30 protein-coding genes are annotated in these 26,716 nt (G+C 46.1%); all 30 read right to left on the minus strand.

Going from position 1 to position 26,716, the window contains the following annotated elements; translation table 11 throughout:
• On the minus strand, positions 1 to 608 hold a 608-nt coding region (locus tag NTX75_06455), incomplete at its 3' end, for a response regulator (protein ID MCX5815872.1).
• Complete coding sequence (locus tag NTX75_06460) at positions 577 to 1,092, minus strand: lytic transglycosylase domain-containing protein (protein MCX5815873.1); 516 nt, start codon at positions 1,090 to 1,092, stop codon at positions 577 to 579. The genes NTX75_06460 and NTX75_06455, both read right to left, overlap by 32 nt.
• 27 nt (positions 1,093 to 1,119) lie before the next feature.
• Positions 1,120 to 1,812: a hypothetical protein gene (locus NTX75_06465; GenBank protein MCX5815874.1), complete on the minus strand. Its 693-nt coding sequence runs from the start codon at positions 1,810 to 1,812 to the stop codon at positions 1,120 to 1,122.
• A 186-nt stretch (positions 1,813 to 1,998) separates the two neighbouring features.
• Complete coding sequence (locus NTX75_06470; protein MCX5815875.1) at positions 1,999 to 2,295, minus strand: gas vesicle protein; 297 nt, start codon at positions 2,293 to 2,295, stop codon at positions 1,999 to 2,001.
• Positions 2,296 to 2,413: 118 nt separating this feature from the next.
• Positions 2,414 to 2,947: a gas vesicle protein K gene (locus NTX75_06475; protein MCX5815876.1), complete on the minus strand. Its 534-nt coding sequence runs from the start codon at positions 2,945 to 2,947 to the stop codon at positions 2,414 to 2,416.
• Between the two features lie 79 nt (positions 2,948 to 3,026).
• Positions 3,027 to 3,845 (minus strand): GvpL/GvpF family gas vesicle protein, encoded by an 819-nt coding sequence (locus NTX75_06480; GenBank protein MCX5815877.1) that lies wholly within the window; start codon positions 3,843 to 3,845, stop codon positions 3,027 to 3,029.
• 167 nt (positions 3,846 to 4,012) lie between these two features.
• Positions 4,013 to 4,273, minus strand: coding sequence for a hypothetical protein (locus NTX75_06485; protein MCX5815878.1), 261 nt, complete (start codon positions 4,271 to 4,273; stop codon positions 4,013 to 4,015).
• Between the two features lie 147 nt (positions 4,274 to 4,420).
• Positions 4,421 to 4,675: a gas vesicle protein GvpG gene (locus tag NTX75_06490; GenBank protein ID MCX5815879.1), complete on the minus strand. Its 255-nt coding sequence runs from the start codon at positions 4,673 to 4,675 to the stop codon at positions 4,421 to 4,423.
• A gap of 135 nt (positions 4,676 to 4,810) precedes the next feature.
• A complete protein-coding gene (locus tag NTX75_06495) occupies positions 4,811 to 5,566 on the minus strand; it encodes a GvpL/GvpF family gas vesicle protein (protein MCX5815880.1) in 756 nt (251 codons plus the stop codon).
• Between the two features lie 99 nt (positions 5,567 to 5,665).
• Positions 5,666 to 6,433, minus strand: coding sequence for a GvpL/GvpF family gas vesicle protein (locus tag NTX75_06500; protein MCX5815881.1), 768 nt, complete (start codon positions 6,431 to 6,433; stop codon positions 5,666 to 5,668).
• A gap of 2 nt (positions 6,434 to 6,435) precedes the next feature.
• On the minus strand, positions 6,436 to 7,470 hold the full coding sequence (locus tag NTX75_06505; protein MCX5815882.1) for a GvpL/GvpF family gas vesicle protein: 1,035 nt from the start codon (positions 7,468 to 7,470) through the stop codon (positions 6,436 to 6,438).
• Between the two features lie 58 nt (positions 7,471 to 7,528).
• Positions 7,529 to 9,769 carry a CDC48 family AAA ATPase gene (locus NTX75_06510; protein ID MCX5815883.1) on the minus strand — a complete coding sequence of 747 codons (2,241 nt, stop codon included), beginning with the start codon at positions 9,767 to 9,769 and terminating at the stop codon, positions 7,529 to 7,531.
• On the minus strand, positions 9,732 to 10,817 hold the full coding sequence (locus NTX75_06515; protein ID MCX5815884.1) for an ArsA family ATPase: 1,086 nt from the start codon (positions 10,815 to 10,817) through the stop codon (positions 9,732 to 9,734). The genes NTX75_06510 and NTX75_06515 overlap by 38 nt, the downstream gene beginning before the upstream one ends.
• 12 nt (positions 10,818 to 10,829) lie before the next feature.
• Positions 10,830 to 11,369 carry an Hsp20/alpha crystallin family protein gene (locus NTX75_06520; GenBank protein ID MCX5815885.1) on the minus strand — a complete coding sequence of 180 codons (540 nt, stop codon included), beginning with the start codon at positions 11,367 to 11,369 and terminating at the stop codon, positions 10,830 to 10,832.
• Between the two features lie 127 nt (positions 11,370 to 11,496).
• Positions 11,497 to 11,802, minus strand: a complete 306-nt coding sequence (locus NTX75_06525) for a hypothetical protein (GenBank protein MCX5815886.1) — start codon at positions 11,800 to 11,802, stop codon at positions 11,497 to 11,499.
• Between the two features lie 37 nt (positions 11,803 to 11,839).
• Entirely contained in the window at positions 11,840 to 12,757 is a 918-nt protein-coding gene (gene gvpN, locus NTX75_06530) for a gas vesicle protein GvpN (GenBank protein ID MCX5815887.1), read from the minus strand.
• On the minus strand, positions 12,754 to 13,086 hold the full coding sequence (locus tag NTX75_06535; GenBank protein ID MCX5815888.1) for a hypothetical protein: 333 nt from the start codon (positions 13,084 to 13,086) through the stop codon (positions 12,754 to 12,756). The genes gvpN and NTX75_06535 overlap by 4 nt, the downstream gene beginning before the upstream one ends.
• On the minus strand, positions 13,079 to 13,423 hold the full coding sequence (locus NTX75_06540) for a hypothetical protein (protein ID MCX5815889.1): 345 nt from the start codon (positions 13,421 to 13,423) through the stop codon (positions 13,079 to 13,081). Before NTX75_06540 ends, NTX75_06535 begins: the two co-directional genes overlap by 8 nt.
• A gap of 19 nt (positions 13,424 to 13,442) precedes the next feature.
• Positions 13,443 to 14,654 (minus strand): hypothetical protein, encoded by a 1,212-nt coding sequence (locus tag NTX75_06545; protein MCX5815890.1) that lies wholly within the window; start codon positions 14,652 to 14,654, stop codon positions 13,443 to 13,445.
• Positions 14,626 to 15,309 (minus strand): hypothetical protein, encoded by a 684-nt coding sequence (locus NTX75_06550; GenBank protein MCX5815891.1) that lies wholly within the window; start codon positions 15,307 to 15,309, stop codon positions 14,626 to 14,628. Before NTX75_06550 ends, NTX75_06545 begins: the two co-directional genes overlap by 29 nt.
• A 137-nt stretch (positions 15,310 to 15,446) precedes the next feature.
• Complete coding sequence (gene gvpA / locus NTX75_06555; GenBank protein MCX5815892.1) at positions 15,447 to 15,653, minus strand: gas vesicle structural protein GvpA; 207 nt, start codon at positions 15,651 to 15,653, stop codon at positions 15,447 to 15,449.
• Between the two features lie 56 nt (positions 15,654 to 15,709).
• Positions 15,710 to 16,087 (minus strand): response regulator, encoded by a 378-nt coding sequence (locus tag NTX75_06560; protein ID MCX5815893.1) that lies wholly within the window; start codon positions 16,085 to 16,087, stop codon positions 15,710 to 15,712.
• A gap of 211 nt (positions 16,088 to 16,298) precedes the next feature.
• The gene (locus NTX75_06565; protein ID MCX5815894.1) at positions 16,299 to 17,705 is read right to left on the minus strand and encodes a sigma-54 dependent transcriptional regulator; all 1,407 of its coding nucleotides are present in this window, start codon (positions 17,703 to 17,705) and stop codon (positions 16,299 to 16,301) included.
• 15 nt (positions 17,706 to 17,720) lie between these two features.
• Positions 17,721 to 18,791 (minus strand): ATP-binding protein, encoded by a 1,071-nt coding sequence (locus NTX75_06570; GenBank protein MCX5815895.1) that lies wholly within the window; start codon positions 18,789 to 18,791, stop codon positions 17,721 to 17,723.
• Positions 18,792 to 18,960: 169 nt separating this feature from the next.
• A complete protein-coding gene (locus tag NTX75_06575; GenBank protein MCX5815896.1) occupies positions 18,961 to 19,632 on the minus strand; it encodes a response regulator in 672 nt (223 codons plus the stop codon).
• A 375-nt stretch (positions 19,633 to 20,007) separates the two neighbouring features.
• Positions 20,008 to 20,946: a ParB/RepB/Spo0J family partition protein gene (locus NTX75_06580; GenBank protein ID MCX5815897.1), complete on the minus strand. Its 939-nt coding sequence runs from the start codon at positions 20,944 to 20,946 to the stop codon at positions 20,008 to 20,010.
• Between the two features lie 245 nt (positions 20,947 to 21,191).
• Positions 21,192 to 22,298 (minus strand): Fic family protein, encoded by a 1,107-nt coding sequence (locus NTX75_06585; GenBank protein ID MCX5815898.1) that lies wholly within the window; start codon positions 22,296 to 22,298, stop codon positions 21,192 to 21,194.
• A gap of 150 nt (positions 22,299 to 22,448) precedes the next feature.
• Positions 22,449 to 22,931: a transposase gene (locus NTX75_06590; protein MCX5815899.1), complete on the minus strand. Its 483-nt coding sequence runs from the start codon at positions 22,929 to 22,931 to the stop codon at positions 22,449 to 22,451.
• Between the two features lie 153 nt (positions 22,932 to 23,084).
• Positions 23,085 to 24,071: a response regulator gene (locus NTX75_06595; protein MCX5815900.1), complete on the minus strand. Its 987-nt coding sequence runs from the start codon at positions 24,069 to 24,071 to the stop codon at positions 23,085 to 23,087.
• Positions 24,068 to 26,662, minus strand: coding sequence for a PAS domain S-box protein (locus NTX75_06600; GenBank protein ID MCX5815901.1), 2,595 nt, complete (start codon positions 26,660 to 26,662; stop codon positions 24,068 to 24,070). The genes NTX75_06595 and NTX75_06600 overlap by 4 nt, the downstream gene beginning before the upstream one ends.
• Between the last annotated feature and the right edge of the window lie 54 nt (positions 26,663 to 26,716).

The raw sequence follows: 26,716 nt of genomic DNA on the forward strand, positions 1-26,716 counted from the left end.
CACTGCTTCATCGCCTTTTTGGACCACAGGTGGGTATGCATGATGGTCTCGTCTTCATTTATATAGCCGATAAACGCTATCTCGCTCCCGGTCATTTTCAGGCACTCCTCCACAACAAAACCGGTAATCGTGTCCAGAGGGGTATCTGCCATCTGGTAAAGTTTCAGGAGTGCTTCCTGTCGTATGTCGGTGAGGAGGAGTTCTTGTTTTGCAAGCTTGTGCTCTCTTCTTAACTCCGCCTCCCTGAGTTCTCTTTGAATGGCAGGAACAAGGCGGGTGAGATTGTTTTTCATCACGTAATCATGGGCACCCGATACCATTGTTTCCACTGCAATCTCCTCGCCGATAGTGCCTGAAACAATGATAAAGGGGATATCCAGCCCTTTCTCTTTGTACAGCTTGAGCGCTTCAAGACCATTGAAATGAGGCATATTATAATCGGATATGACGATGTCCCATGTCTCTCTCTCAAGGGCCTCGTGCATGGCATCGGCGGTTCCCACCCGTTCATAGGTCAGCTTGTAACCGGCGCGTTCGAGTTGGTGGACAATAAGTAGTGTATCATCTTCAGAATCTTCAATAATCAGTGTCCGAAGTGAAATTCCCATGAAATACCTCTTTGTTAGCTGTCGGCTGTGTAGAATTAAGAAGTAAGAATAAGGGTGTATGCCAGTAAAAAGGGAACCAACGACTAACGTCCATCTGCCCCTGGTATACGGTCATTACCTTCTCAAAATACCTTTTCTCATTTCCCGAATATTTTTTTAACGTTTTCTTAAGACAGCCTGTCTGACCATAATACTTGGTGAGTATATACTTACCGGCCAGAATATTTTTCTCGGGGTTGAACAGCTCCTGTTTATGCCTTATAATGCCTGCCTTTTTTAATTCCTTTTCCCATACTGCATGACGCACCTGCATCAACCCCCATGCGCCCTCCCTGGATATGGCCTTCGGGTTTCCGGAACTTTCCACTTTGATGATTGCCTTGATGAGAGCATTGTTGATCGGATTATAATACGTCGCTGTGCCTGCCCTTAAAGCAGGAAGAAAGATAAACAGAATTCCATAGATGATAATTACATTTCTCATTGTGGCCTTCACTACATGCAAAATATGTTATACGCAAGAACCGGACAACCTTTCCATCAGATACATCCTCAACCTTTTAACCTTTTCCTTGTTGCTGCGGTAAAACGGCAGCAGTTTCTGATATTCCTTGACCTTGTTTATATCTTTAACCTCCTTAACAGCAATGTCTTTTTGGAGCCACTTCCTTACGTTATGAAATGCACCGATAAACAGGATACCGTTTTCCCCTTCCTGAAGCGTATCGTTTATCTGTTTCGCAATAAACTTGTCCCTTTTATCTAAAAGATTGTTTTTGGCGAGCTTATACTTCATGGCTGCATCGAGCTTTTGCGCCCGGCTTTTTGCCTGCGTTATCTTAAGAATCCAGTCACGCTCCTTTTTCACAAGGTTGAAATCTTCTGTCTTTACAAGGATAGCGCCTTTCCGGATGAGTTCCGAGACAATCTGATAATTCCGGCTGCCTGTCTTAACGGCTTCCTGCACTATTGTCATTCCTAATTTTCCGTCGGCCACCATGCCGTCCTGGTATACCTTAAAACCTGCCACCCCAATGGAATCAAAATGGCCGGCTATAGCATCCCAGAAACCAAGGACTGTTTCCTGGTGCCTTTTCCAGAGTATTTCCCCGAATTCCCTGAGCCCTCTTTTTGCCATATCCTCGCCCACGGAACCGAGATCCGCCTCTGTATGGATAATGGGAACGTATAATAAAGTGCGCATAACTCCTTAAACCCGTATATAGTGAATAGTCGTTAGTGAATAGTAGTCAGTTAAAAACCTATCCACTTTAATACCCTAACTTCGTCGTTCGTCGTTCGTACTTCGTACTTCGATGTACGATGTACTATGTACTATGTACGGTTTCACTGTCTTCATAACTATTCACTATTCACTGCCTTAACCGCCTTATTTCACCCTTACTTCCAATCGCTTAATCCTCTTTTTCAATTCTTTTGTCTCATCCTCAACAGCTTTTGCCTTTTTACCGTCAGATAAATAAGGGTCCTGCTGCCACCAGTTGATCCCCATCTCCATCGCCTTATCAACAGATGCGATGAGCAGCCTTATCTTGATGGTTAAAAGTTCAATGTCGGCAATCCTTATCTGGATGTCCCCCGCAATAACAATCCCTTTGTCCAGCACCCTCTCCAGTATATCGGCAAGATTGGTAGCCTGTGTTGCATGCATCATCTGTTCAGCCATAATATTCTCCTTCGTACATCGTCGTTCGTCGTTCGTCGTTCGTACTTCGTACTTCGATGTACGATGTACTATGTACGATGTACGGTTTCACTGTTTTCGTAACTATTCACTGGTTTTCTCACATCAAATCTCCCAACGGGCCGAGGTTCAGGTTCAGTTCCTCATCTTCAATACCAAAGATTGCCTGGATTTCCTGCATCTTCTTCTTTACCGCCTTCAGGCTTAATCCGAGCTTTTGAATCTCTACCGGAGAAAGCGACCCTTTCTTTACCCGTCTAAATGCCTCCTTCTCCATAAGCTTTCTTATCAACTCGACAATAGTTAAAATGAGCTTTGCCAGGCCCTGCTCTGTTTCCCTTGGACTGTCTGCGTTTATAAGCCTGGGGATATTTTCTTCAGCCTTTTTTATCTCTTTCTGTAATTTCTCGATATAAGCCCTGTCTTCTTCGGTCAATTCCCTTTCGGGGCTACCGGGGCTTCTCCCGGACAACTCCTCAGCCTTGGAAACTGAGGTGAGGATAAGCCTCAACCCCAGAAACACAAGGTCTACATCGGCTACCCTTATCACCATGTCGCCGTTGATCACCGCCCCTTTTTCCAGGACTTTGTCCAGCACATCAACCAGCGTCACCTTATCACGTTTATTTATCATGCCCTATCGCTCCTAACCGCCCGGAGCGTGAGAGCGGAAGCGAGATTTGGACAACCTGAAGTGTTTGTGCAACATGCTGTCAAGGGTTACCTCCGTTTGTAAAATTAAAAGGGGGCCAGGGGCCGCTGTATTCAAGGTGGAGTCCTTTTGCTTTAAGGTCCTCATCTATGCCCTCAAGCGCTTTCCTGAATGAATCAACCTTATCTGCGTGGACTAAAAAGGCTGCATTGAGGACCATTCTTTCTGTTTTGCCTGTCATCTCCCTGTCAAGAATCTTTGTTTTTACTGATTCTGCTGCTTCTTCCCCCAGTTTTCCGAAGAGGTTATCTAACATGGCGTCCAACTCTTTGTTTGCTTCATTGCGAATAGTCTCTTTCAACTCTTCTTCCATAAAATAGGCCATGCCTTCCGGCATTGAAGCCATTTCCTGCTCTTTCAACCGTATGTCTTCATTTTTTTCTTTAACCATCAATTCAAACCTTTCACTATCCATGAGGTATATCTTCGCACTCCATTCCTGTTTCCCCCGAATCTTATTCAACAGCCGCCTCATCTTTGCATGGTCCCTGTCAAGGGTTTCTTTCAGTCCTGTCTTATCCTTAAAAATGATGCCGAATCTCATGGGAATCACATTCACAAACCCGTTGGCCCCTCTCATGGCTTCTTCGATAACGTCTTCATGGATCACGGCCTTTTCCTTAATCCAATTAAGGTCCTCTACGGCTTTCTTCTGTATTTCTTCGGATGTAAATTTTAATAAGGAAACCCTGCTGATAACGGCCTCCAGTTCGCGGTGAATGATGGTAAATACCTCTCTTTTTCCATCAATGCCCCTTGTGTGGAATCCCGAAGTGTCTTCGGTTTTTTCTCTTATGCAGTAAAGGTATAACCCATTCATTTTTTTCACTTACTCCCTCTCTGTTTTCCAGTGAATAGTCGTCTAAAATCAGTCGTTAGTCGTTAGTGAATAGTCGTTAGTTTTGCCCTTACTATTCACTATATACTATTCACTATTCACTGTTTTCATGGCTATTCACCATTCACTGTTCACTGCCTTCCTTGCCTTCAGCCTGCCTCTTTTGCCTTCATCCTTTCGTATGACTGGACTTCCAGATTTTCATCCACCTCAATCTTATAGATATTGCGATCCTTCACCTTTGTTGACAGTCCGATAGATTTAATGAATGAGCTTTCTTCATAGACTTCGATTTCTCCTTCCCATCCGCCGGGTGTCTTTGCAATTCTTATAGCCTTGGCGTCCTCCACCGAAAGCGTCCTTTTCAAAAACTCACTCATCGCCCGGGCAGCTTCATCTATATTTGCCATGTGTTACACCTCCTTTTACTTCCGTATGAACGTGGGATGTCCGCTCACCCTGTTCGCTTGGACGTCCGCTTTGCTTGGACGTAAATGCCTTAACATCCTACGTCCGAAGGAGCCGGGTACCCACGAAGTGGGTGTTGACTGTACGTCCTACGTCCCACGGTAAGTCGGGGTCGCATCTTCCTCTCCGTGAATTGCATCTAACCGTTCAAGAAGTTCCTTTTCCTGTCTCGTATATGCCTCTTCATCTATCTCATCCAGTTCAAAGCGTAACTGCAATTCCATGAGCCGTTCTTTTATAAGCCCCTCATCCGACATCTCTCTTTGAACCATATCGTTGATCTTCTCGCTCAGCCAGATAAGACCTTTTAACGGTGAAAGAACTATGTCATCTACAATAAACATCGTATCCCTTCTTCTTTAGGGTTCCAGGGTTCGAGGGGTCAAGGGGTCGAGGGTTCGAGCAAAAATTCCTTGGCCCCTGTTATTACCTGTCTCCTGTCCTTTACCCTTGACCCCTTGAACCCTGGAACCCTGTTTTCAATACTCCTCCGTCCTGATCGTCAGATTCACAAAATTAAAGGGGGGTATCTTTCCCACGTATTTGAACCTGACCATATCGCCTCTTGACTCTGCAAGCTCGTTGACCCTTGTATCAAACATGGATTCATCCTTCTCGTGTACAAGAAATGCGGCATTGAGTATCATCATCTCACCGTATGCCGGATTTGTTTTTGTTTCTATTGCCAGAGGAGACAACAGGCTCAAGATGGAATCCTTGCATGATTCCCGCTCCTCCTGAAGAGCAACCTCGACCATCTTTCCTATTTCCATACGCTGATAGTGCGTCTTTTCAGGAGGCAAACCCGTTAATTTATCCTTGAGCTTCCTGATTTCGTCGTTTTGTTCGAGGATATGCCTGTAAACCGCATCTTCCTTAAAGATGGCCTTGATTCCAAGCTCTTTCTTGTTCTCCAGGCTCTCCAATAATGCCTTAAAACTGTCGTATTCCTTTTCAAGGATCTTTTTCACCTTCTCTTCATCCTTTGCAATCGTGCAGAACCTGACCGGCAAAACCGTGTGGGCTTCCATTACCTCTTCGATGACCCGTTCATGGGGAATCAGATTCTCACGGGCAACAGGATATTTTTTGACAGGCGATTTGCTCACTACAGCCCCGAGATCTTGAAAGGACAGGGTGTATACATCGTCACCCCTGCCGCCGATGCCTATGGCGCCAAACGACAGAGGTCCCTTTGACTCGATTATGCAGTATATGTATATGCCTTCTTCCATTACCTTATCTTACCCTCCGCTCACGCTTTGCGCAGGCTAAAGCCTGCGGCTACCTGCCTTTTTTACTATTCACTATTCACTAACGACTATTCACTGCCTTCATTTCTCCCACTCTTCCTGATAGATGGTGATATTGACAAAATTATAAGGGGGTAGGGGTCCCACATACAGAAACTTCATCCTGTCTTTGTGCGTTTCGCCTAACTCCTCCATAATGTTGTCAAATTCCTTTTCCCTTCCCTTGCTTACTAAAAATGAGGCATTGATAAACATCTCGTCCCCTATGGTGTTGCTCAGCTTATAATCAAAGGCTGAGGCCTTTAAGGCGTCAACAATCTTTTCCGCTTCTCCATCCTTTTTGTTCTTCAAGGCAGCCTCAACGAGTTTGCCCAGCCCTACCTTTGCCTGTATATCCTTTTGTTCTGCATCCCCTTTCAGCCTTCTCTTTATTCTTTTGATCTCTTTATCTTCCTCTGCAATCTCCTTAAAGATACCGTCCATATCCTTCCACAACCCCTTAACCCCGAGTTCCACTTTGTGATCCATGTCCCTTAGCAGATTTTTGAATTCCCTGTACCTCTTGAACAGGAGGCTACGTATCTCATCGGTGTTTGAGGCAATAGTACAGAACCTCACCGGCAAAACAGCATATTCTTTCATCACCTCTTCAATAACCTTTTCATGGGCCAGGATATTTTCCCGGTTGACCACAAGTTTCGTTAACGGGTGACTGCTGATTACCATTGCAAGGTCATCAGCACCGATAGTGCTCACCTTATCGCCTCTGCCCCCGATGCCGATAGGACCGAAATCTCTGTCCTGCTGTGTGCCTATAATGCAGTATATGTATTTTCCTTCCTGTTCCATTATTATTCCTTTATCCTTATAATTATTGAATTCCCTGCAAAGTCTTCTTCTTTCATAGAACAGCTTTCTTGCTGACAATATACAGAGAGCAGCCTGTATGCCTTTGTGATTTCATCATATTCCATTTCTGCTTCTACCTTCTGTGTATCGGATTGTGTATCGGATTGTTTATCAGGATGATATTTAACTGCCGCATATTTGTAAGCCTTTTTAATATCTTCTTTTGTTGCAACGTCATCGAGCGCCAGTATTTCCCTTGCCCGGTTAATCTCTTCGAATTGCAGCTTTTTTATTTCAAGGACATAAAAGTTGTAGGGAGGGAGGGGGCCAATATACTTGAAATGGACCTTTCCGCCGAAATCGTTGTTTAACTCATCCAGCCTTTCTTCAAAAGGAATGCGCATGCCATTATCAATAAAAAAGGCTGCATTGAGAATCGTCATATCGTCCGGCATTGTATATTCTTTCATGTTCCGGCACAGGCCTTTTAATGAGTCCTTTATGACATGGGCGTATTCATCCTTTTTCTTATTCAAATTACTTTTGATGAGCATACCCATTTTTATCTGATCATCGACTGTTATACTTTCCTTCTTATTGAGGAGGGATTGTTTCAATGCCTTTACCTCTTCTTGTTCGGATACCTCTTTGATGACAATATTCAGATCAACCCAGGTGGCTACAACATCAATCTCTATCCTGCCTTCAATCTTTTCAAAAATCTCTTTAAACATCCGGTGTCCCTTAGTAAGGACTTGCATCACCTCGTCTTCATTGAGAACATACGTCCCCAGCCTCATAGGGATGATGGTAAATTCCTGCATTACCTTCTCAATCACCAGTTGATGCTGAATAAGGTGTCGCGCTGCCGCATCGCCCGGCAGATTTGTATAATCAATTATTCCGGAGTTGCTTACTACCGCAGAGACATTCATATAGGGGACGGTGTAAATGTCGTTTGAGGTCAACAGGCCGGAACCTGCTGCATGGGATCCGGTATTCATTACGCCGTATATGTATTTACCTGTATTGCTCATATATCATCCTGCCCCGGGAGTATGGGGTCAGCCCTTGACATTTGACAATGGCTTCTTGTCAAATGTCAAGGGCTGACCCCTGTGTTTCCTTCTGCTTTTGCACCAATTGTAACGCCTCCTCGAAATGCCTCTTTAATATTTTCAATCCCTGACCACTGTCTCCTGTCTCCTGCCCTTTACCCTCGACCCCTCGACCCCTTGAACCCTGATTTATATATTCTCTTATTGCCAGCATAGAGGCCTTCCGGCATAAAAACTCTATATCAGACCCGGCCAGATCGCCAGCTTCCTTTGCCAATTCACGTAAATTCACATCCTTAGCGAGAGGTTTGTCTTTGGTGTGGATTCCAAATATGGCAAAACGTGCGTCTTCGTCGGGGAAGGGCAGCTCAATGACAAGATCGAATCTTCCACCCCTCAGGAGTGCAGGGTCAATCATATCCACCCGGTTGGTGGCAGCAAGCACTACCACTCCCTTAAGTTCTTCAATGCCGTCCATCTCGGCCAGAAATTGGCTTACGACCCGTTCCGTCACGCCGGACTCCCCGATTCCCGAACCCCTTCTTGGAACGATGGCGTCGATCTCATCAAAAAATATGATTGACGGTGAAGCCTGTTTTGCCGTTTTGAATACTTCACGGACACCCTTCTCGCTTTCACCGACAAATTTTGACATGAGACTGGGCCCCTTTATGGAGATAAAATTGACTTTTGTCTCGCTTGCAACCGCCTTTGCAAGCAGGGTCTTTCCTGTACCGGGGGCTCCATGAAGGAGAATCCCTTTTGGCGGGTGTGTGCCGGCTGTCTTAAAGACATCGGCATATTTTATAGGCCATTCTACCGCTTCCTTTAATTCCTGCTTAATGTCATCGAGGCCTCCCACGTCATTCCACCTTACATCCGGCACCTCAACGAACACCTCCCGTATGGCAGAGGGCTCAACCTCTTTCATGGCGTCGTAGAAGTCATCCATCGTTACTTCCAGCTTCAGGAGTGTTTCGTAAGGGATTTCATCCATTTCAAAATCAATCTTCGGTAAAATCTTCCGGAGCGCAGACATGGCCGCCTCCCTTGCCAGCGCCTCGAGGTCTGCGCCTACGAAGCCATGGGTAATCTCGGCCAATTTTTCCAGATCGACCCCGTTGGATGCTGCATCGCTTCCCTGACGTGTTTCCCCTGATAAAGGCATGCCCCTTGTATGAATCTGTAATATATGCAATCTCCCGTTTTTATCGGGGATGGGGATTAATATTTCTCTGTCAAATCTTCCCGGCCTTCTTAAAGCCGGATCAAGGGTATTGGGAATATTTGTTGCCCCGATGACAATCACCTGACCCCGCGACTGTAAACCATCCAGAAGCGACAGGAGTTGGGCGACAACCCGCCGTTCAACCTGTTTCTCTCCGCCCATGTCTTCCCTTTTCGGCGCAATGGCATCGATCTCGTCAATGAAGATTATGGCAGGGGTGTGCTTTTGGGCATCGTCAAATATGCCCCTCAGACGCCCTTCGCTTTCCCCGTAAAATTTACCCATAATTTCCGGCCCGCTGATGCTTGTAAAGTAGGCTTCAGTCTCGTTCGCCACGGACCGGGCGATCAATGTCTTCCCTGTTCCGGGAGGCCCATAGAGCAGTACGCCCTTTGGCGGGTCAATCCCGAGTCTCTCGAATATCTGCGGGTATTTCAGGGGCAGTTCAATCATCTCCCTGATCCTTTGAATCTGATACCCGAGTCCTCCGATGTCTTCATAGGAAATTTTTGTAGTTTTCTGCTCCCCTGTCTCTTTCGATTCTATTATTATCTGTGTTCCCGGGTTTATCACTACCACACCATCGGGGTTCGTGGTGAGAACCTTGAAATCGCTTGACCGGGAACCAAAAAGGGTAACCCTTACCCTGTCTCCTGTGATTACCGGCAAACCCTCAATAAGTGTACCGATATATCTGGCATCCCTGTCTTTTTGGGGCAGGCCTGAAAGCGTCAGCGGAGAAAGCGTGATCCTTGTCGCAAGTTTGTGGTTTGCCTTCCGGATGTTTACCTTCTCGTCTATCCCGACCTTTGCATTCTCCCTTGTAATACCGTCCATCTGGATAAGCCTTTTCCCTCTCTCTTCAACATAACAGGGCATCAGCTTCACAGGGGTCTTTCTTTTCCCTTCAATCTCCACGATATCGCCTACATCCAAAGCGAGCATTTTCATGTCATCGGGGTCAATCCGGACAATAGCCCTTCCGACATCCTTCGGCAGCGCCTCCTTTACCTTAAAAGCCATAATTACCTCTTTGTTTTTCTTTTTCATCGTTTCTCCGATCTTTTTTCAAATGTTCTGAAGGGTTGCCTTCCCTCGCCTGGAGGCCTCCCCGGTTTGGGGAGGCAGGCGAGGATTTGGAGGGGGTTGTGTCGAGGGGGGATTGAATCAGCAATTCCTTAAAGTGTTCCAGTGCATCAATGCCCTTTACTTCCAGCGGGTTCAGCGGGGTAACTGTAATCCGGATATCGCCCGTTTTTTTTCTTAAATATTCGATATATGTTTCCTGCCCCTTTCTTTTCTCTCTGCAGAATTCACAATGGTCGTTCTCCGGCACTACATTATTAATCACTAATTGTTTCACCTTTATCCCGTATGCATTCAGGTCGCCTATCATCCTCTGTGTTTCCTGAACAGCCATGTCCTCCGGGATTGTAACAACAATGAATTCGCATCGCTTACCGTTTTTGAAGAGACTGTGTATCCTGGTGACGGTCTTTTTCATTTCCACAAGAAAATCATCGCCTTCATCAGGCTTGTATTTACCGCCGAAGGTTGTTGCCACATAGCGGTATTTCCATCGCATCTTTGCCATGACCTTGATCCAGTCATCCAGCATATCAGGCAGGGTTAAAAGCCTCAATGCATGACCAGTAGGCGCTGTATCGACAACAAACTTGTCGAATCTCCCTTCTTCTATCAGGTCTATTATTGTTTTCAGCCCCATGACCTCATCTATGCCGGGGATGGGAAGGGCAAAGACCGATTCAACATCTTCCGGGTCTAAATAGGTAGAGGTATCAATAATTTTCTTAATTTCTTTTTCGTATTTTGCTTTGAAGGCCGAGAAGGCCTTTTTTGCGCTTATTTCGATTGCACTGAGGTTTTTTACGCCTTTAATATCTTCAATGCCATCGCCAATCTTTTGCCCCAGACTGTCCGAAAGGGAATGGGCAGGATCGGTAGAGATAATTAATGTTTTGAATGTTTCTGATAAATAGAGACCGGCACTTGCAGCGCAGGTTGTTTTTCCGACACCGCCCTTACCGCCAAAAAGAATCAGTTTCAAAGAGGCATCGTTCAGTCCGGTCAGTCCCATCAAGAATCCCCATCATTTCTTTATTTTGATCTCCAGCATACCATTTTTAAAAGAAGAGGTGAACGCCTTGTTCTTTCCCTCAGCCGGCAGTAGCATTTCCTTGCGATATTTTCTGTCTCCGCTTTTTGCAGAAATGTTCAGTATATCCCCCTTAAGGTCAATCTTTATATCGTTCTCATTCACGCCAGGCATTTCCGCATATACCCGGATCTCATCTTTTTCATCAAAAATATCGGTGATGGGTTCCCTTTCTTCCTCGACTTTTGCGCCACGAGGGGTTTTTTTAATGTTGCCGAAATGTTCAACAACCGGTCTTCCCCCTGTTGCCGTTTTTATAGAAAATCCGAAGACGCCCTTCATACCGTCTTTCAGGTTGCTTAAATCTATTTCGCCCCTTTTATTTATCTCGCCGCCTGCCTTTTCCAGTTCAGACGCCAGGTCCACCAGCTTCTCAATACCCTTAAACAAGCCACCCAGTTTCAGATCTCCTATCCCGAAATCAATATTAAATGCATCGTCGCCTTTTTTACTGCCTTTCTTTTCGTCTGCCATAATGTTCTCCTTCCTTCAGATTCAGTCGTTAGTCGTTCGTTAAAATCCGTACTTCGTCGTTCGTCGTTCGTACTTCGATGTACTATGTACTATGTACGATGTACGATGTACGGTTTCACTGTCTTCACTAATATCTGACCGACATCGTCCTCAAAGGGTTCGCCTTTGTATGCTTAACGGTCTTTATTTCGCCGTCTCCCCGTATCTCTTCCTGCAATCCCGCAATCAACTTATTTATATCGCTCAATAAGCGACCCGCTATTTTCCTTTTCTTTTCCAGTATGAAAGTTTCTTTCTCCAGCCTGTCCTTCTCTTTCTTCAGTGTATAAAGGTCAAGATAGGGAGACCTCTGCACCTTCGGGATAGACCGTGCACCGATGGAGTGCATGCTTCTTATGTTTTTGATTGTTGCAATCTCATGTAAAGCTTTCATGTATATGACCTCCCGCCTCGCACAATATTCTACACTGTCAGTTACTGTGTGTTGTCACTAAACCTTCTACAATCTCCTTCACCCTGTTTTGATTTGTTTTAGAGCCCACCCTGCTTGTAACGGACGACAACACGTCCTGGCACATCCGGCTGAACATCCCGTTCGAACGGGCAGGCGATAAATTCTGGACCTTTGCGGCCTTTGCAATCATAATGCAAGCGCGAATGGTCGGCGCAAATTCGCACTTGCCCGATTCTCTTAAGCCCCGGACGATCTTTACTATCATTTCTACATCCTTTTTAGGAAGTTTTGATTTTGCATGGGTAATGGCAATTTCCGTTTCATAGTCAAAGTGGTCTAAATCCATCGTTACCATTCTATCCCTCAGGGCGTCCTGACTTCTGTGCACGCCTGCATATTCCTCGGGGTTACTGGTAAACAGTGCGGTAAAATCAGGGTGTACCTTCAAATATGGCCCTTCCGCACTTCTTCCTGCCGGCAAATCCATAATCCGTTCCTGCAGAATAGACAGGAGGATATTGTTCGCCTCCGGACGTGATCGCGTAAATTCATCATAGACAAGGGTAAACCCGTACTTGCATGCCACGGTAAGACGGTTATCAACCCATCTCTTGACCATGTCTTCCTCTGTCTTGAGAACCCTTGATTGAAAACGGTCAACCACCTTTCTCATCCTGTAGCCATATTCACCGCCTACAAGATTGGATGTGGTAAACTCCTCATCCCCATGAATTAACACAACCGGTCTCCCTATCCTGCTTGCAACGTGCATGGCAAGCGTAGTTTTACCGGTGCCTGAAACGCCCCTGAAATGAACCGGAAAGCCTGCCTTTATGTAGAAGACTGCCCTGTTGCTCACATCCTTTATGAATTTTGTCTCCACAAAGTCAGGTAAAGCAGACGGCTCCAATATTGTCATGTTTTCTTCAATCATGCCGGTTTTCCTCCCAAAATGTTCTTCATATCCTTCCAGATTCTTTTCGCCTCAGCCAAATCCGCCCTCACTTCCTTTTCACTTTTCTTGAAGTCATCCCTCATTGCATTGACATCTTTCAAAAGGTTGTCCCTGTTTTCCTTTAAATCCTTTTTCAGGTCTTTGCCCATTTCCGCATGAAGCCTTCTGGTTTCATCGAGAAATCTTGCAGTATCTTTTTTAATGGCATCAGTCCGGTCTTTCAGTTCCTGTATGCTGTTTTTTCTATCCTTATGGCCTGCCAGAATATCTTCAGATAGATTTCTCATACCACCCGAAAAATCATCCATAATAAACCTCCTCTCTCATCCGAATTATTACTACCCCTTTACCTCCACAGATAATGCAGGGAAGTCCACTATCCTTTGTCGTGCCGGTGCCTTTACATCCAGAACACTCTTCCGTTGCGCCTTCAACTGTTACCATACCTTTGCCGTTACATACAGTGCAGGTAACCCGGGTATAAGGATAGACACCGGTAGCTTTGCAAAAGGCACATTTAATTGCCGGCTCTACAACCCCGACCTTACCCGTGCCTCCGCAGACCTGACACGTGGCAAGTTTGGAAAGGAGGTCAAAGGGGTCTATTCCTTTCCCTTTACAAAAGGCACACTTTATCTCTTTCATGCTTCACGACCTTCTTCTCTTATAGTGGAAAATATAGGTTTTCCTCTTTCCTGACCTTACCTTCGTCTAAAAGTTTCTTTGCTACCATGCCCAGTCTCATCCTTGTTGCCCCAAGTGCAGTCTCCATATCGCCTACCCTTACACCTTCCCGATGGCCCTTAATAAATCCCAATACCTTCTCTTCGAGGTCCATCCCAGGGGACACTTCCACTTCTTTGGCAGCCTCTTTAATTGCCTCTTTGACAGGCATTGCCTTTACATCTTCTTCCACTTCTTTGGCAGCCTCTTTAATTGCCTCTTTGACAGGCATTACCTTTACCTCTGTCGCCACCTTTGCCACCCTTGCCACCTTTGCCACCTTTGGCGCTGCGGTCTCAACTTTTAATCCTGTCAGTGTTGATATCGTTTCCCAGGCGCTTCTTGCCTGTCCCATATCGGCATGGTATTCCTGCAAAAGTTTCCTGATCCCGCTTGCCATATCGTTTGCATATGCAGCCAGACTTTTTCTTAAGGCATCGCTCATCCTGCCGTGAGATTTTTCAAATTCTTTCAGTTTGTTCTTCACATAGGTTTCGATATTTTTTACGTCGTTGGCAAGTTTGTTCTTAAGCTCAGTCGACATCTCGCCCCGTGTTTTTCTGAAGCTGTTCACCATTGAGCTTACATCCCTGGTCAGGTCGTTTACAAAATCCGACAGGTTCTTTGCCTGATCGTCGCTCATGTGCTGATGATCCTTGTGGAAATCCTCGATCATGGCATGAACGTTATTCGTAAGCTTTGCTACAAAATCACTGAGGTTTTTAGCCTGCTCACTGCTCATCTGTTGATGGTCTTTCAGAAACTGTTTGAGCATCTTTTCAGTGTTTTTCACAAGATTGTTTGAAAAGCCCGACAGGTTCCTTGCCTGCTCGCTGCTCATCTTTTTATGGTCTCTGTGAAAGCCTTTCAGCATACCGTCCACGCTTTTGGATAGACCATTCACGAAACCTGCCAGGTCCTTTGCCTGCTTGCTGCTCATATTCTGTCGCTCTTCCGCAAAATCCTGTAAGGTCTTTTTCGTATCGATGACCAGATCGCCAAGGGCCTTTATCCTCACATTATGTGAAGTAATAATCCGGTCCGATAAATCTTTCATACTATTTGCTATACCCATGATTGCTATACCCATGACTACCTCCTCTTTATTCTGGATCGTGTTGTCTTCATGCTGTCTGTAACTGTGCTGATTCACGTCTTTTTCCTCTGAATACGCTGAGCATTATTTGCACATCTTCTCTTCTTTCCCGTTGTCGCGCTGCCCTTTCCCTGGATTGGGCCTCAAACTGCCTGAGCGTCGTTTTTAAATCCCTTATCCTGAGTTCCTTCCCCTTTGAAAGAAGTTCTCCAAGGGTATGGGATAACTCGCCCTGTTCTTTCTGAAACATCTTCAGCTTGCCGGTAACTTCCGCCTTTCTCTCTTCCTGCTCCCTAATGATATCTTTGAGCATCCCATGGAATTCATTGATTCTGGCGATATTATCCTTATTCAGACCATCTTTGAAACTTCCCAGATTTTCCTTTAACTGCCTTGCCATCTCTCTCTGTTCCGTAAGGTAGCTGTTGAGCAGGCTCTTCACTTCCCTTTCTCTGTCGTCCTGAGATAAGAGAATGGCATTCATCATAATATCAAAGTCCTTTTTCCTGAGGGATTCATTCTTTGCAAGGGTATCCCGGAGTTGGACTTTTAACGTTTCCCTTTCATGATTCGTATTTGAAAAGGATTCCTGAAATTCACCAAGAACCATCTGTGTGTTATCGAAAATGGAGTTCATACTCTGAAGTCTTTCTTCGTATGAAGAAATAATTTCCTCTGTTGCAACATGTTTTAAATTTAAGGCATCCGCCATATCGTCCCCACCTCTTGCATTAAAGAAAGTTCCTGGCGTGTCATGCTTTCCGACTCTTTAACCCTGTAGTGAAAAGGCTTGAGGATGACGCGGCAGGAACCCTTATCCGCCGTCTTTAGCGGAGTTTTGGGAAACCTTTACGCTGCCGTTGCAGTGAGGCCAATTGCTTCAGCATACTTCAGATAGGTTTCCACTGATGCCACAACAATCCTGGCTTCGATAGCGAGTATTTCAATACCCACCAGAGAAACCCTTACCCATGCATCGACGACTACACCCTTGTCGAGAATTCTGTCGATGACTTCCACCAGACTTGAAGAACCTATTGCTTTTTCTACTGCCATAAAGCACCTCCGTTTTTATTCCGCTTTTTTTAAGGGGAGCGGTGAACCCGACCTTTTCAAGCTCCTGCGCTTTCCTTTGCGCTTAACGCCTTCTTGACAGTTTTCAGAAGGGCGTTTACATCAAAAGGTTTATCGAAGAAATCATAAGCCCCTAATTCGAATGCCCTTGCCTTAACTAATTCGTTCCCGTAAGCAGAGATCATGATTGTGCACAATGCAGGCGCTATTTCTCTCATTTCTTTCAAAACATCCAGCCCGCTCATATCAAAAAGTTTATAATCCAGGATCAAAAGGTCACAGGCTTCGGTTTTTAGTTCGTTAAGCGCCGATTTGCCGTCATTTGCTATTCTTACCATATACCCCTCTGACCTTAGAACGTCCGATATTACCTGGCACATATCCTCATTATCATCTACAACCAAGATATTCCCCATTCGCTTCCTGCATTCTGATAAAGCATCATCTATGCCAAATGTGATGATTGTCACACAATTATTTTAAGCTGAATTCCAACCGCTTGATAGGATGAGGTATTTAAATTTGTAACCAGACGTTTACGGTGTTATTACGATAGAGGCGGGCGGGAAAATAAGGAGGAAACGTATGAACATTCTTACAGAAGTGTAGAGCATATCTTACAGACCATTACTCCATCCCAAACTTTTTCAGCCTGGCATAGAGTGTCATGCGGTCTGTTTTGAGCATTTTCGCGGCCTTTGATTTGTTGCTGCCGGTTAAAGCAAGCGCCTGTCTGATAATATTTTTTTCAACATTGTCCATTTGTTTCTGTGCAATCTCATGAAGCGAGACACCTCTCCTCAATTCAGCCAGGATATCGATATTTTCTGACAGGCTATCCGTATCCGAATGAGGTTCTGTTATGGCATCCAATGCAAGGCATGTACCGGTGATCTTGTCTGAATCTGTCAGGAGCGCCGCCCTTCTCACCGTATTTTTTAATTCCCTCACATTCCCGGGCCAGTGATAATCGAGAAAGGTTTTCATTGCTTCAGGAGAAAAGTCCTTTATGTCTTTATTGAATTCTTTTTTGGCTTCTTCCAGAAAACGGTTTGCCAGAAACGGAATATCCGTCTTTCTTTCCCTCAAAGCGGGCAAAACAACAGGGAACTCGTTAAGTCTGTGAAACAAGTCGCTTCTGAATGTCCCTGCCTTCAGTGCATCGGGGAGGTCAACATTTGAGGCCGCAATAATCCGGACATCAACCTTTATATCCCTCTTTCCGCCCAGATGCTGGAGTTTTTTCTCCTGCAAGATCCTTAATAATTTTGCCTGGGCTGAATCCGGCAGGTTTGTTACCTCATCTAAAAATAGAGTGCCCCCGTTCGCCTGTTCAAATTTACCCTCCTTGAGGGCATCTGCACCCGTAAAAGCGCCTTTTTCATAGCCGAAGAGCTCACTCTCAACAAGGGATTCCGGTATGGCGCCGCAATCTATGGCAACAAAGGCCTTGTCGCTCCTCTGACTTTTTTTATGTATCAGTTGCGCAACCAGATCTTTCCCTGTTCCGCTTTCTCCCTGCACCACCACCGTCATATTTGTAGGAGAAACCATATCAATCTGCTTCAAAATCTGTTTCATCCTTTGACTTTCTCCGGTAAGCTCTACTATCAGGTCTGAGGCGGTTTTTTCACCCAATTGCCTCCGCAGGCTCTGAACTTCTCTGCTCAGGCATTGTGTCTGCAGGGCTCTCTTTATGGCAATGAGCAGTTCGTCATTATCAAAGGGTTTCGTGATATATTCGAAGGCGCCCAGTTTCATTGCCCGTACAGCCCCTTTTATATCTCCATAAGCGGTCAGCATGATAATGATAAGGTCGTTATTGAGCTTCTTTATCTCTTCAAGAACCGCCATCCCGTCCATATCGGGTAACCGTATATCAAGCAAGACAAGATCGGGTGACCATCTCTTTGCCTCTTTCAATGCCTTTTTACCGTCTCCGGCAACCAGCGTTTCATACCCTGCGCTCTTCAATATATTGAAAAGGAGAAACTGCATATCTTTGTTATCTTCGACTATTAAAATTTTTGCCATCCGCATAAATCCTTTTTAACTTTCCCTTGAAATCGGCAGTTTTATGGTAATCTCTGTACCTTCCCCAACTATGCTGTTGATGGAAAGCCTTCCTTTGTGAGAGCTTATTACCTGGTCCGCAAGGCATAATCCCAATCCTATGCCGGTGCGTTTCGTGGTAAAAAAGGGGTGAAATATGTTATCGAAATCTTCCTGCGGGATACCCTTGCCTGTATCCAGGATACTGATAATTACCTGATCTTTATCAAAATGCGGATAGGCGTTAATGGCAATTTTCCCACCTTTCGGCATAGCCTCAACGGCGTTTAAGATAAAATTAAGAAGCGCTTTTTCTATCCGTTCTTTATCCATTAAAATATGCGGCAATCTCCTCGATACCTTCTTATGCAAGAGTATATGCTGTTTTTCACACCGTGTTTTTACAAGATCGCATACACTGCTTATCAAATCGCTTATGTCTCCCGGCTCAAGAGAAACCTCACTCGGTTTTGCAAGGTCTATCAGGTCTTTTATAATTTTATTTGCATGTTCGGAGTTTCTCAACATGATCCTCAGATGTTTCTTTATCTCTTCATCAAGCTCGTATTTGGCGAGGCAAAACTGGGCAGATGCACAAATATTCGCAAGGGGATTCCTGATTTCATGGGCTATACCCGATGAAAATTTTCCCAGAAGAGCCAGTTTTTCAATCTGGATCAATTCTTGCTGGGTCTCTTTCAGCTCTTCGTAAGCCTCTGCTAGGGCATCCTTTGCCTGCCTGCGTTCTGTCATGTCATGGATGACAAGGACAGCAAAGCTCCCGTCTATCGGGTTTTTTTCATTTTGCTGAGTACGGACAGGTCTTATCCGTATATCGAGATACCGCTTCAATGCCTCATCCTTTACCTCTAATTCTGAGGGTTTACCTGCCGCTGAATCCTTTAAACCGTTTGATATGAAACCCTTGAGGTAGCAGTCAAACTTCGTACAATATGGATGGAGAACGTCATGCGGCGCCTGTCCTCTCACATCGCCGGGATGTCCGAGGCTCCAGCTTTCCGCTCCCCGGTTGGAACGGATAATATATCCCTTTTCATCGAGGAGCAAAACAAGCTCGCCGAGGGAATCAACCAGAGATTCCCACTCCTGTTTTGCCTGAAAGATCTTTTCTGTATTTTCTGCAAGCTCCTTTTTCCTTTGTTTGCGGCTGGTAATGTCTCTTAAATAAGAAAGAGAAGCAGGTTCTCCACGGAACGGTATGTTTGTTGCGGAAACCTCAATATAAACCGTCTCGCCATTTTTTTTTGATACCTTTCATTTCATATATGGACGGTACGGATTCGTTTTTCTGTCTTCCCCGGTTATTCTTCATGACACGTTTACGATCATCGGGGTGCACTGTGAGTGATATGGGTTTCCCGACAACCTCTTCCATCCGCTCATAGCCGAAAATCTCCAGAAACCTTTTGTTCACAAAGATGTGGTTATCGCCACGCACGATGGCAACACCGTCATTTGAATGTTCTATTGCGATCCTGTAACGTTCTTCAGATTCCTTAAGTTTTTTCTCAAGTTTGTGCTTATGCAGGGCCATAACGATGGCAGTCCGGAGCTCCCGCGATTCAAAAGGTTTGACAATATAGCCAAAAGGTTCTGTCAGTTTTGCCCGCTCTACAGTTTTCTCATCAGTATGGGCCGTGAGATATATAACAGGTATATCGAACCGGGAACGGATGTTTGCTGCAGCTTCGATTCCGTCCATCTGTCCCTGGAGTTTTATGTCCATAATGATGAGGTCGGGTCGGGTTTCTTCTGCTGTACGGATTGCCTCGCTGCCTGTAGTTGCCGGAGCCGGCGCCGAATAACCCAGATTGATGATCTTGTTTCTGATACTCTCGCCGATAATAAAATCGTCCTCAACAATAAGAATGTGAATTGCGCTATTCATTGTTTTTTGCCTCGCTCCTCATTGCGGATTGTGGAACAGTGAACAGTGAATAGTGAACAGTTAAAGGCATCTTATTAAGCTCATTGTCATTCCCCCGTTCGGGGACAGGACTCTTTTGCCATATTTTCAAATCCTTGAAATTTTTAATCTTATTTTCCATTTTTTATCTGCCTTTCCCGCTCTTCACTCTTTGCGCAGGTTAAAACCTGCGGCTACCTGCCTCTTTTACCTTTTCACTATTCACTATCTACTACCTACTATTCACTGCCTTTTTCACTATTCACTGCCTTAATCACCGTTTCCCACCTTCACAGCAAGCGTCTTGGTGGACAGGCGCCGATACGCCGTCTCGCCGGTTCGGTTCTTCTTGCCTGCTCACACCTGAGGGGGCCTTTTCTTCTCCGGCGCAGGTTCCGGGGCTATCGGTATCCGCAGTTCCACTAAAGCACAGAAAACATGCAGCTCATCAAGAAGTGTTACAAGGTCGGGCTTTGTGTATTTTGCGAAGCCCATCTCAATGCGTGATTCAAATGATCGTAAGCTGGCAATCTGCTTCTTCATAGGTAGGGGCTTCGTTTTGCCTGGGGCCGGCTTGACCTTCTTCCATGCTGTAAGCAAGTTATTCAGGACGGGGTTGGTCACCGGCGTCTTCATTATGTTGGCAAATATCTGCATGAGGTCTGGGCAATCGAGGTTCGCGGCAAAGAGATATCCCTGGGAAACGGGCAGTGTCCCATCTGAAACTGCCGCCTGAATCTCAGGAGAAAGTTTTAAAAGTGAAAGCCCGTTAAACAGTGTATTTATTGACTTTCCGGTGATTTCGATAATTGCCCCAACCGTTGGGGCAATTTTATCAGACAGGTCATCAGGCCTCCGCTTGTAGAGTATCAACTCGTTCATTAATCCATTCACATCATACCCCTTATCCGGGTGTTTCGCCTGAACAAATGCCAATATCCCCTTGGCCTGATCCATAGGGTTTAAATCTTCTCGCTGGAGGTTTTCTGTCAACTGCAAGGCTATAGTCTCACCTGATTCCTTACCTGCTTCTATGACCCGCACCGGTACGAATTCATGTTCGAGCTGCCGGGCTGCCTCCAGACGTCTCTCCCCGCAGATGAGTGTGTATGAGTCGCCTTCCGGTCCCGTTACAAGGAGAGGCTCTAAAATACCTTTGTCTTTGATCGATTGTATGAGTGACTTGAACGAGTCTGCTTCAATATTGATATTCGATCGCACCTGTTCCAACACGACGATATTCCCAATAGGAACATAGAGAAACTCCGGGTTTACACTCGTCTTCTTCGTTGCCATATTATTTCCCCCTTTTTATTACTTCAGTGAATAGTCGTCAGTTAAAAACCTATCCACTTTAATACCCTTACTTTGTCGTTCGTTAAAAGGCCGTAGTTCGTTATTCGTCGTTCGTACTTCGATGTACGATGTACTATGTACCATGTACGATGTACCATGTACGGTTTCACTGTCTTCATAACTATCCACCATTCACCTTGTCCTGCCTTCGGCAGTATTAAGGCTTACACGCTTCACGGCCTTTTTCACATCTCGATCAGGTGATAACTGGTGCTGCGGCCGCCGGAGGGGTCTTTTCTCAAGACGCCACGCTCCACAAGATCCTGAATATCCCGCAAAGCTGTGTCTTGTGAACACTTAGCCAGTTTAGCCCATCTTGATGATGTCAGCTTGCCTTCGAGACTATCCGGCAACTTGTTGAGAATCAACCGCTGGCGGTCATTAAACGACAAGGTGGAGCAAGATTGCCAGAAGCGGGCCTTCCTGAACACATTCGCAAGCGTGACTTCCACATCATCAAAGGCGTGGTTCAGGCAGTCCAGGAACCATTCCAGTCCCTCTGTAATGTCAAGCGTTCCTTTTTGTGCATCCTCCAGCACCCTGTAGTAGACATTCCGCTCCTGCAGGATCTGCGCTGACATACTGTAGAACCGCTGTGCGCTTTGCTCTGATCGAGCCAGCGTCATATCGGCGATGGCGCGCGCAATGCGCCCATTACCGTCTTCAAAAGGATGGATGGTCACGAACCAGAGATGGCCGATACCTGCCCGCAAGACGAGATCCGTACCATCGTTACCGTTGAACCAGTCGAGAAAGGCCGTCATTTCCTTCTCCAGTCGGTGGGCGGCGGGAGCTTCAAAATGCACATGCTCGTGATCGATCGGACCCGAGACGACCTGCATCGGCCCTTTCGCATCGTCGCGCCAGGCTCCGACCTTGATTTTGCGCATCCCGCTGTATCCGGTTGGAAAGAGCGAAGCATGCCAGCCGAACAATCTTTCCATGGTCAAAGGTTTGTCATAGTTCTGTGTCGCATCGAGTATCATCTCAACCACACCCTCAACGTTTCTGCTCACCGCCACAGATACTCCGATATCCATTCCAAGACGCCGGGCAATAGAGGAGCGCACCTGTGTCATATTGAGCATCTCCCCTTCGATCTCCGAGGATTTCAGGACATCAAGTGTCAGGGTGTGTAAAACGGCTTCAGCGCGCAGGGGAAACCCCAGCGTCTCCATCCGTCCGATCAGCCGCCCCTGCCTGTGACGTACGTCGGAGAGCCGACCGGCTAATCTCTCCTGATTCCAACAGAACCGAGGCCAATCCTCTCTTTCATGGATATACAGACTCATTCTCCGCACCTCATGCGGAGATTATAGCATACATTCTCCGCACCGCAAGGATTTTTCCGCTTCACCTTAAAGCAATCTGTTCACAGTTCACTGCCTTTGGTAGCCGCAGGTTTTAACCTGCGTGCCTTATGGTTTTATTTACGATACATATTATATAATCACTTCCAACACATCCTCTAACCTGCATCCAATCGAACCCTTAAATGGATACTCTTTCCATGATTGAACCAGCCCTTTTCTTACCGGATTGTCGAGAATATATTTTATTTGAACTGCTAAATTCTCATCATTCCTGATAATATGGTCATAGTAATCCTTTTGCCATTGAATATTCAATTTGTTTTTGCTCATGAAATAGCCTGTTCTGTGTTTATATGAAACAACAGCCTTCAAAACATCAGCATCATGATTTTTTCCAGTTATAATAATGTGCTGATGATCCGGCATAAAACAGTATACTGGAACGATGCAGCCTTTTTCGGATACGACAGAGGAAAGAATTACAATGAAACTATTCGCTAAATCTGAATGAATGAAACCCTGTACCCGGTCTTTCAGGCATAGAGTAAAGGCGGCTGAGATTTGACCTATGTAGAGTTCTTTTGAAAGTCTATGAGGTTTTTCTTTTGGCATATTTTTATTTTATGCTTTGCGCAGGTTAAAACCTGCGGCTACTGTGAACTTTACCGTGAACCGTGAACCATCTTCTCCTGCCTTTACCCTTCCACGCTTTGCGCAGGTTAAAACCTGCGGCTACCTGACCCCTGCTACCTGCTGCCTGAATTTTCACTCAAAACTAAATTGTTTCTCCTGAAACAATTTAAGGCAGACATCCACGACCTTGGGGTCGTACTTGGAGCCGCTATTGGATGATATTTCTTTCAGAGCCTTATTTAAAGGAAAGGCATTCCGGAAAGCCCGATGGCTGGTCAAATCTTCAATGGCATCGGCGACGGCCAGGATCCTGGCTCTGAGGAGAATGTCCTCCCCCTTGATCCCCTTGGGGAATCCGGAACCATCGTAACACTCACGATGCTGCAGGACAATATCGGCGATTGGCCATGGGAAATCGACTTCTTTTAAAATGTCGTAACTCAACTGCGGGTACGTTTGATACATGGTCAGATTGAGTCCTGTCAACTGTCCGGAATCCTGAAGGATCTCAATGGGCATATTCACAAGGCTTATGTCATAGACATATGCTGCCAGCAATAGCCCCTCCACCGAGAAGCCGGTTAATCCCATTTCGTTGGCGATTGCGCGTGTGAATTCCGCTACCCGCTGGTGATGACCGGGGGTATAAGGTCCGCGCAATTCAATTGCTCCCATGACGGCATCGATCGTCCCCTTGAAGCACTTTGTCAGACGGTCAAGGTAGCTCTTTATGCTTTTATCTGCCGCGTGTTTGTGGAGAGCCATCTCGATATTTGTATGCAGTTCCTTCTTTACAAAAGGTTTAACCAGATAACCGAAAGGCCTTGTCTGTTTTGCCCGTTCGATAAATCCATCATTCGTGTGAGAAGTCAGATAAATGACCGGGATATCGAACTGTAAAGTGATCTGTTCGACAGCTTCAATCCCGTCCATCTTACCCTTCAAAACAATATCCATCAGAATCAAATCCGGCTTTTCCGCTTCTGCCTTTCTGATGGCCTCATCTCCCGTGGATGCCGTCCCGCACACCGTGTAACCTAAATCTTTCAGATCCCTGCAAATCTGATCGGAAACGACCCATTCGTCTTCTACTACCATGATGTTTCGACTGTTCATCATGTTGCCCTCCTATTTTCAACAAATAATAAAGGAAATTTAATCCGGAATTCTGTTCCGGCGCCTCGTATGACCTCTATTTGACCGTCAAGCTGATTTATCACCAGCCCGTTCACCAGGTGCAACCCCACAGAGGGTGGTTGATGGATATCAACATCGTCAGGTACGCCCAAACCATTATCACGGACGACAATCTCGATTTCTGTGTTTTTCGTTTCACGGATGATGATCTCCAATTTGCCTGGTTTATCTCCGGGAAAGGCGTGTTTAAGCGCATTGGAAATCAATTCATTCAGAACCAACCCACAGGGGATCGCCTTGTTAATATCCACATAAACATCGCTGTCGATTTGGATAATCAGATCTATTTCCCCTGGATTGATTTTGTACGCTTGAAATAAGTCCTGTGACAGGGTTCTTGTATAACCGGCCAGATCGATTCTTGTGAAATCCTTCGAATCGTAGAGTTTTTCATGGACCAGCGCCATGGCCCGGATTCGTCTCTGGCTCTCGTTCAACATTTCAATCAGCTCCTGATTTCCGCTTGACGCAGCCTGGAGATCGAGAAGGCCGGACATCACCTGCATGTTGTTTTTCACCCGGTGATGGACTTCCCTGATGAGGATTTCTTTTTCCTGAAGGGATGCATAAAGCTGTGCTTCCGCACGCTTGCGCTCGGTGATGTCTTCGTCAATGCCTTCATAATAGAGAAATGTTCCGTCAGCATCACGGACATTTCGCATATTTACAGAAACCCATATTTTACTTCCATCTTTTTTATAAAACTGTGTTTCAAATCTTCTTATCATGTCCTCATTTTCGAGTGTCCGCTTAACATATTCACGGTCTTCAGGATTCACATAGAGCTGGTGTGTTATGTCATTAATCGATGTTGCCATCTCTTCAAACAATGCATAGCCCAGCATATTGAAAAAAGCAGGGTTGGCCATCAGAAATTTTCCATCTTTGGTTGTCTGATATATACCATTCAGTGCATTATCGGTGATACTGCGGTAATTCTCTCTGCTTTGCCGGAGCATCTCTTCCGATCTCTTCCGCTCTGTTATATCTTCGCAAGTCATAATGTGAACACCGGTTTCCATTTGGACCTGAATGAAGTCAATAATCTTTTCTGTTCCGTCCTTGCAGGTAACGGTGGATACCCTCGATCTTTTTTCGCCTGGCCCGACTCCCTTTAAATCTTCTGCCCATGCCGCGATAACGGTATGCCTGTATACAGGGTCGGGGTATGCCTTTATAAACCATGTTTTTCCATCAGGGATATCAGACAAGTCATACCCGAGTATTTCTTTAAATTTCGGGTTGCTATAGACAAAACTCCCATCCTTACCCATCATTGCCATTCCAAAAGGTGCGTTTTCAGAAAGGACGGAGAACCTCTGTCTTTCATGCCTTAGTAGTTCCTCGGCACGCTTGCGCTCAGTGATGTCGCGTGCGATTCCAAATTCTCCCATCACTTTTCCTTTTTCAATATTCGGGACGCTTGTAAACTCCCCACTAATATACTCCCCAGACCTCGAGAGAATACGTAGTTCATAGGGTTGAATGACTCCTCCCCCGCGCAAGACCTGCTGAAATGTTTCCACAGCGAGACCCAAATCATCAGGATGCACAAGGGATATGAACGGTTTACCAAGCCATTCAGCCTGCAGCCAACCCGTAATTCTTTCAAATGCAGGATTCAGTGAGGTAATCGTTCCATCTTCAGCGGAAAGGCTGTAGATGACCTCAGGGGCATTTTCAACAAGACGACGATATCGTTCCTCGCTCTCACGCAACTCCTCCTCAGCCCGCTTGCGGGAGGTAATGTCGTGAATCGCAAGGACCACCAAGCGCAGCCCATCAAGGCGGCCCCCCGACATGGAGACTTCGGCCTCAAACAGGGAGCCATCCTTACGGCGAAAAGGCCTTTCCGTTCGTCTTCCGATGTGACCGCATTGTCCGACACCCCTTTTCAAGAACTTCTCCAACCTTTCTTGATGGATTTTACATATCTCCTCCCGCAGCAGGATGTCGACCGGTTGATTCAAGACTTCTTCCTCGGAATACTGGAATAACTCCTGGGCCGCGCCGTTGAAAAGAACGAGCCGGCCCTCGGTGTTCACAGCGATGATGGCGTCCAGACTCGCCTCAACAATCGTTCGCAAACGCTCCTCGCTCTCCTGCAGTGCCTTCTCCGCCCGCTTGCGCTCCACAGCAAACTGCTGGGCCTCCACGGCCCGCCGGGCAACCACCGGCAGCCGCTGCAGGTAGCCCGCGCCCTTGACCACGTAGTCGTAGGCCCCGCCCTTCATCGCCTTCACCGCTACCTGCTCGTCCCCACGGCCCGTCACCACCACCACCGGGGGCGGAGCTTCACCTCGCCGAATCTCCTCTAACACCTCCAACCCATCCCGCCCCAGCAGGCTGTAATCTAAAAACACAAGGTCGAACACCTCGCCCCCCAACAGAAGGGAAAGCGCCTCCTCCCCAAACGCCACCGCCTCCACCTCCCACGTAGAATCGTGTCCGCTCAGGGCAAGGCGCATCAGCTCTATATGATCAGAGTTGTTCTCTACCAACAAAATTCTCATCTTACCCACCTCTAAACATCTTAAGGCATGGACTTCATAGGCAAACTGTTTACC

Source organism: Pseudomonadota bacterium (assembly GCA_026388315.1).
GTDB lineage: Bacteria > Desulfobacterota > Syntrophorhabdia > Syntrophorhabdales > Syntrophorhabdaceae > MWEV01.

What these genes read in the sequence shown, in the direction of transcription:
- NTX75_06460 (MCX5815873.1), bottom strand. Translation starts at nt 1,092, where the DNA reads ATGAGAAATGTAATTATCATCTATGGAATTCTGTTTATCTTTCTTCCT.
- NTX75_06465 (MCX5815874.1), bottom strand. Translation starts at nt 1,812, where the DNA reads ATGCGCACTTTATTATACGTTCCCATTATCCATACAGAGGCGGATCTC.
- NTX75_06470 (MCX5815875.1), bottom strand. Translation starts at nt 2,295, where the DNA reads ATGGCTGAACAGATGATGCATGCAACACAGGCTACCAATCTTGCCGAT.
- NTX75_06475 (MCX5815876.1), bottom strand. Translation starts at nt 2,947, where the DNA reads ATGATAAATAAACGTGATAAGGTGACGCTGGTTGATGTGCTGGACAAA.
- NTX75_06480 (MCX5815877.1), bottom strand. Translation starts at nt 3,845, where the DNA reads ATGAATGGGTTATACCTTTACTGCATAAGAGAAAAAACCGAAGACACT.
- NTX75_06485 (MCX5815878.1), bottom strand. Translation starts at nt 4,273, where the DNA reads ATGGCAAATATAGATGAAGCTGCCCGGGCGATGAGTGAGTTTTTGAAA.
- NTX75_06490 (MCX5815879.1), bottom strand. Translation starts at nt 4,675, where the DNA reads ATGTTTATTGTAGATGACATAGTTCTTTCACCGTTAAAAGGTCTTATC.
- NTX75_06495 (MCX5815880.1), bottom strand. Translation starts at nt 5,566, where the DNA reads ATGGAAGAAGGCATATACATATACTGCATAATCGAGTCAAAGGGACCT.
- NTX75_06500 (MCX5815881.1), bottom strand. Translation starts at nt 6,433, where the DNA reads ATGGAACAGGAAGGAAAATACATATACTGCATTATAGGCACACAGCAG.
- NTX75_06505 (MCX5815882.1), bottom strand. Translation starts at nt 7,470, where the DNA reads ATGAGCAATACAGGTAAATACATATACGGCGTAATGAATACCGGATCC.
- NTX75_06510 (MCX5815883.1), bottom strand. Translation starts at nt 9,769, where the DNA reads ATGAAAAAGAAAAACAAAGAGGTAATTATGGCTTTTAAGGTAAAGGAG.
- NTX75_06515 (MCX5815884.1), bottom strand. Translation starts at nt 10,817, where the DNA reads ATGGGACTGACCGGACTGAACGATGCCTCTTTGAAACTGATTCTTTTT.
- NTX75_06520 (MCX5815885.1), bottom strand. Translation starts at nt 11,369, where the DNA reads ATGGCAGACGAAAAGAAAGGCAGTAAAAAAGGCGACGATGCATTTAAT.
- NTX75_06525 (MCX5815886.1), bottom strand. Translation starts at nt 11,802, where the DNA reads ATGAAAGCTTTACATGAGATTGCAACAATCAAAAACATAAGAAGCATG.
- gvpN (MCX5815887.1), bottom strand. Translation starts at nt 12,757, where the DNA reads ATGATTGAAGAAAACATGACAATATTGGAGCCGTCTGCTTTACCTGAC.
- NTX75_06535 (MCX5815888.1), bottom strand. Translation starts at nt 13,086, where the DNA reads ATGGATGATTTTTCGGGTGGTATGAGAAATCTATCTGAAGATATTCTG.
- NTX75_06540 (MCX5815889.1), bottom strand. Translation starts at nt 13,423, where the DNA reads ATGAAAGAGATAAAGTGTGCCTTTTGTAAAGGGAAAGGAATAGACCCC.
- NTX75_06550 (MCX5815891.1), bottom strand. Translation starts at nt 15,309, where the DNA reads ATGGCGGATGCCTTAAATTTAAAACATGTTGCAACAGAGGAAATTATT.
- gvpA (MCX5815892.1), bottom strand. Translation starts at nt 15,653, where the DNA reads ATGGCAGTAGAAAAAGCAATAGGTTCTTCAAGTCTGGTGGAAGTCATC.
- NTX75_06560 (MCX5815893.1), bottom strand. Translation starts at nt 16,087, where the DNA reads ATGGGGAATATCTTGGTTGTAGATGATAATGAGGATATGTGCCAGGTA.
- NTX75_06565 (MCX5815894.1), bottom strand. Translation starts at nt 17,705, where the DNA reads ATGGCAAAAATTTTAATAGTCGAAGATAACAAAGATATGCAGTTTCTC.
- NTX75_06575 (MCX5815896.1), bottom strand. Translation starts at nt 19,632, where the DNA reads ATGAATAGCGCAATTCACATTCTTATTGTTGAGGACGATTTTATTATC.
- NTX75_06580 (MCX5815897.1), bottom strand. Translation starts at nt 20,946, where the DNA reads ATGGCAACGAAGAAGACGAGTGTAAACCCGGAGTTTCTCTATGTTCCT.
- NTX75_06585 (MCX5815898.1), bottom strand. Translation starts at nt 22,298, where the DNA reads ATGAGTCTGTATATCCATGAAAGAGAGGATTGGCCTCGGTTCTGTTGG.
- NTX75_06590 (MCX5815899.1), bottom strand. Translation starts at nt 22,931, where the DNA reads ATGCCAAAAGAAAAACCTCATAGACTTTCAAAAGAACTCTACATAGGT.
- NTX75_06595 (MCX5815900.1), bottom strand. Translation starts at nt 24,071, where the DNA reads ATGATGAACAGTCGAAACATCATGGTAGTAGAAGACGAATGGGTCGTT.
- NTX75_06600 (MCX5815901.1), bottom strand. Translation starts at nt 26,662, where the DNA reads ATGAGAATTTTGTTGGTAGAGAACAACTCTGATCATATAGAGCTGATG.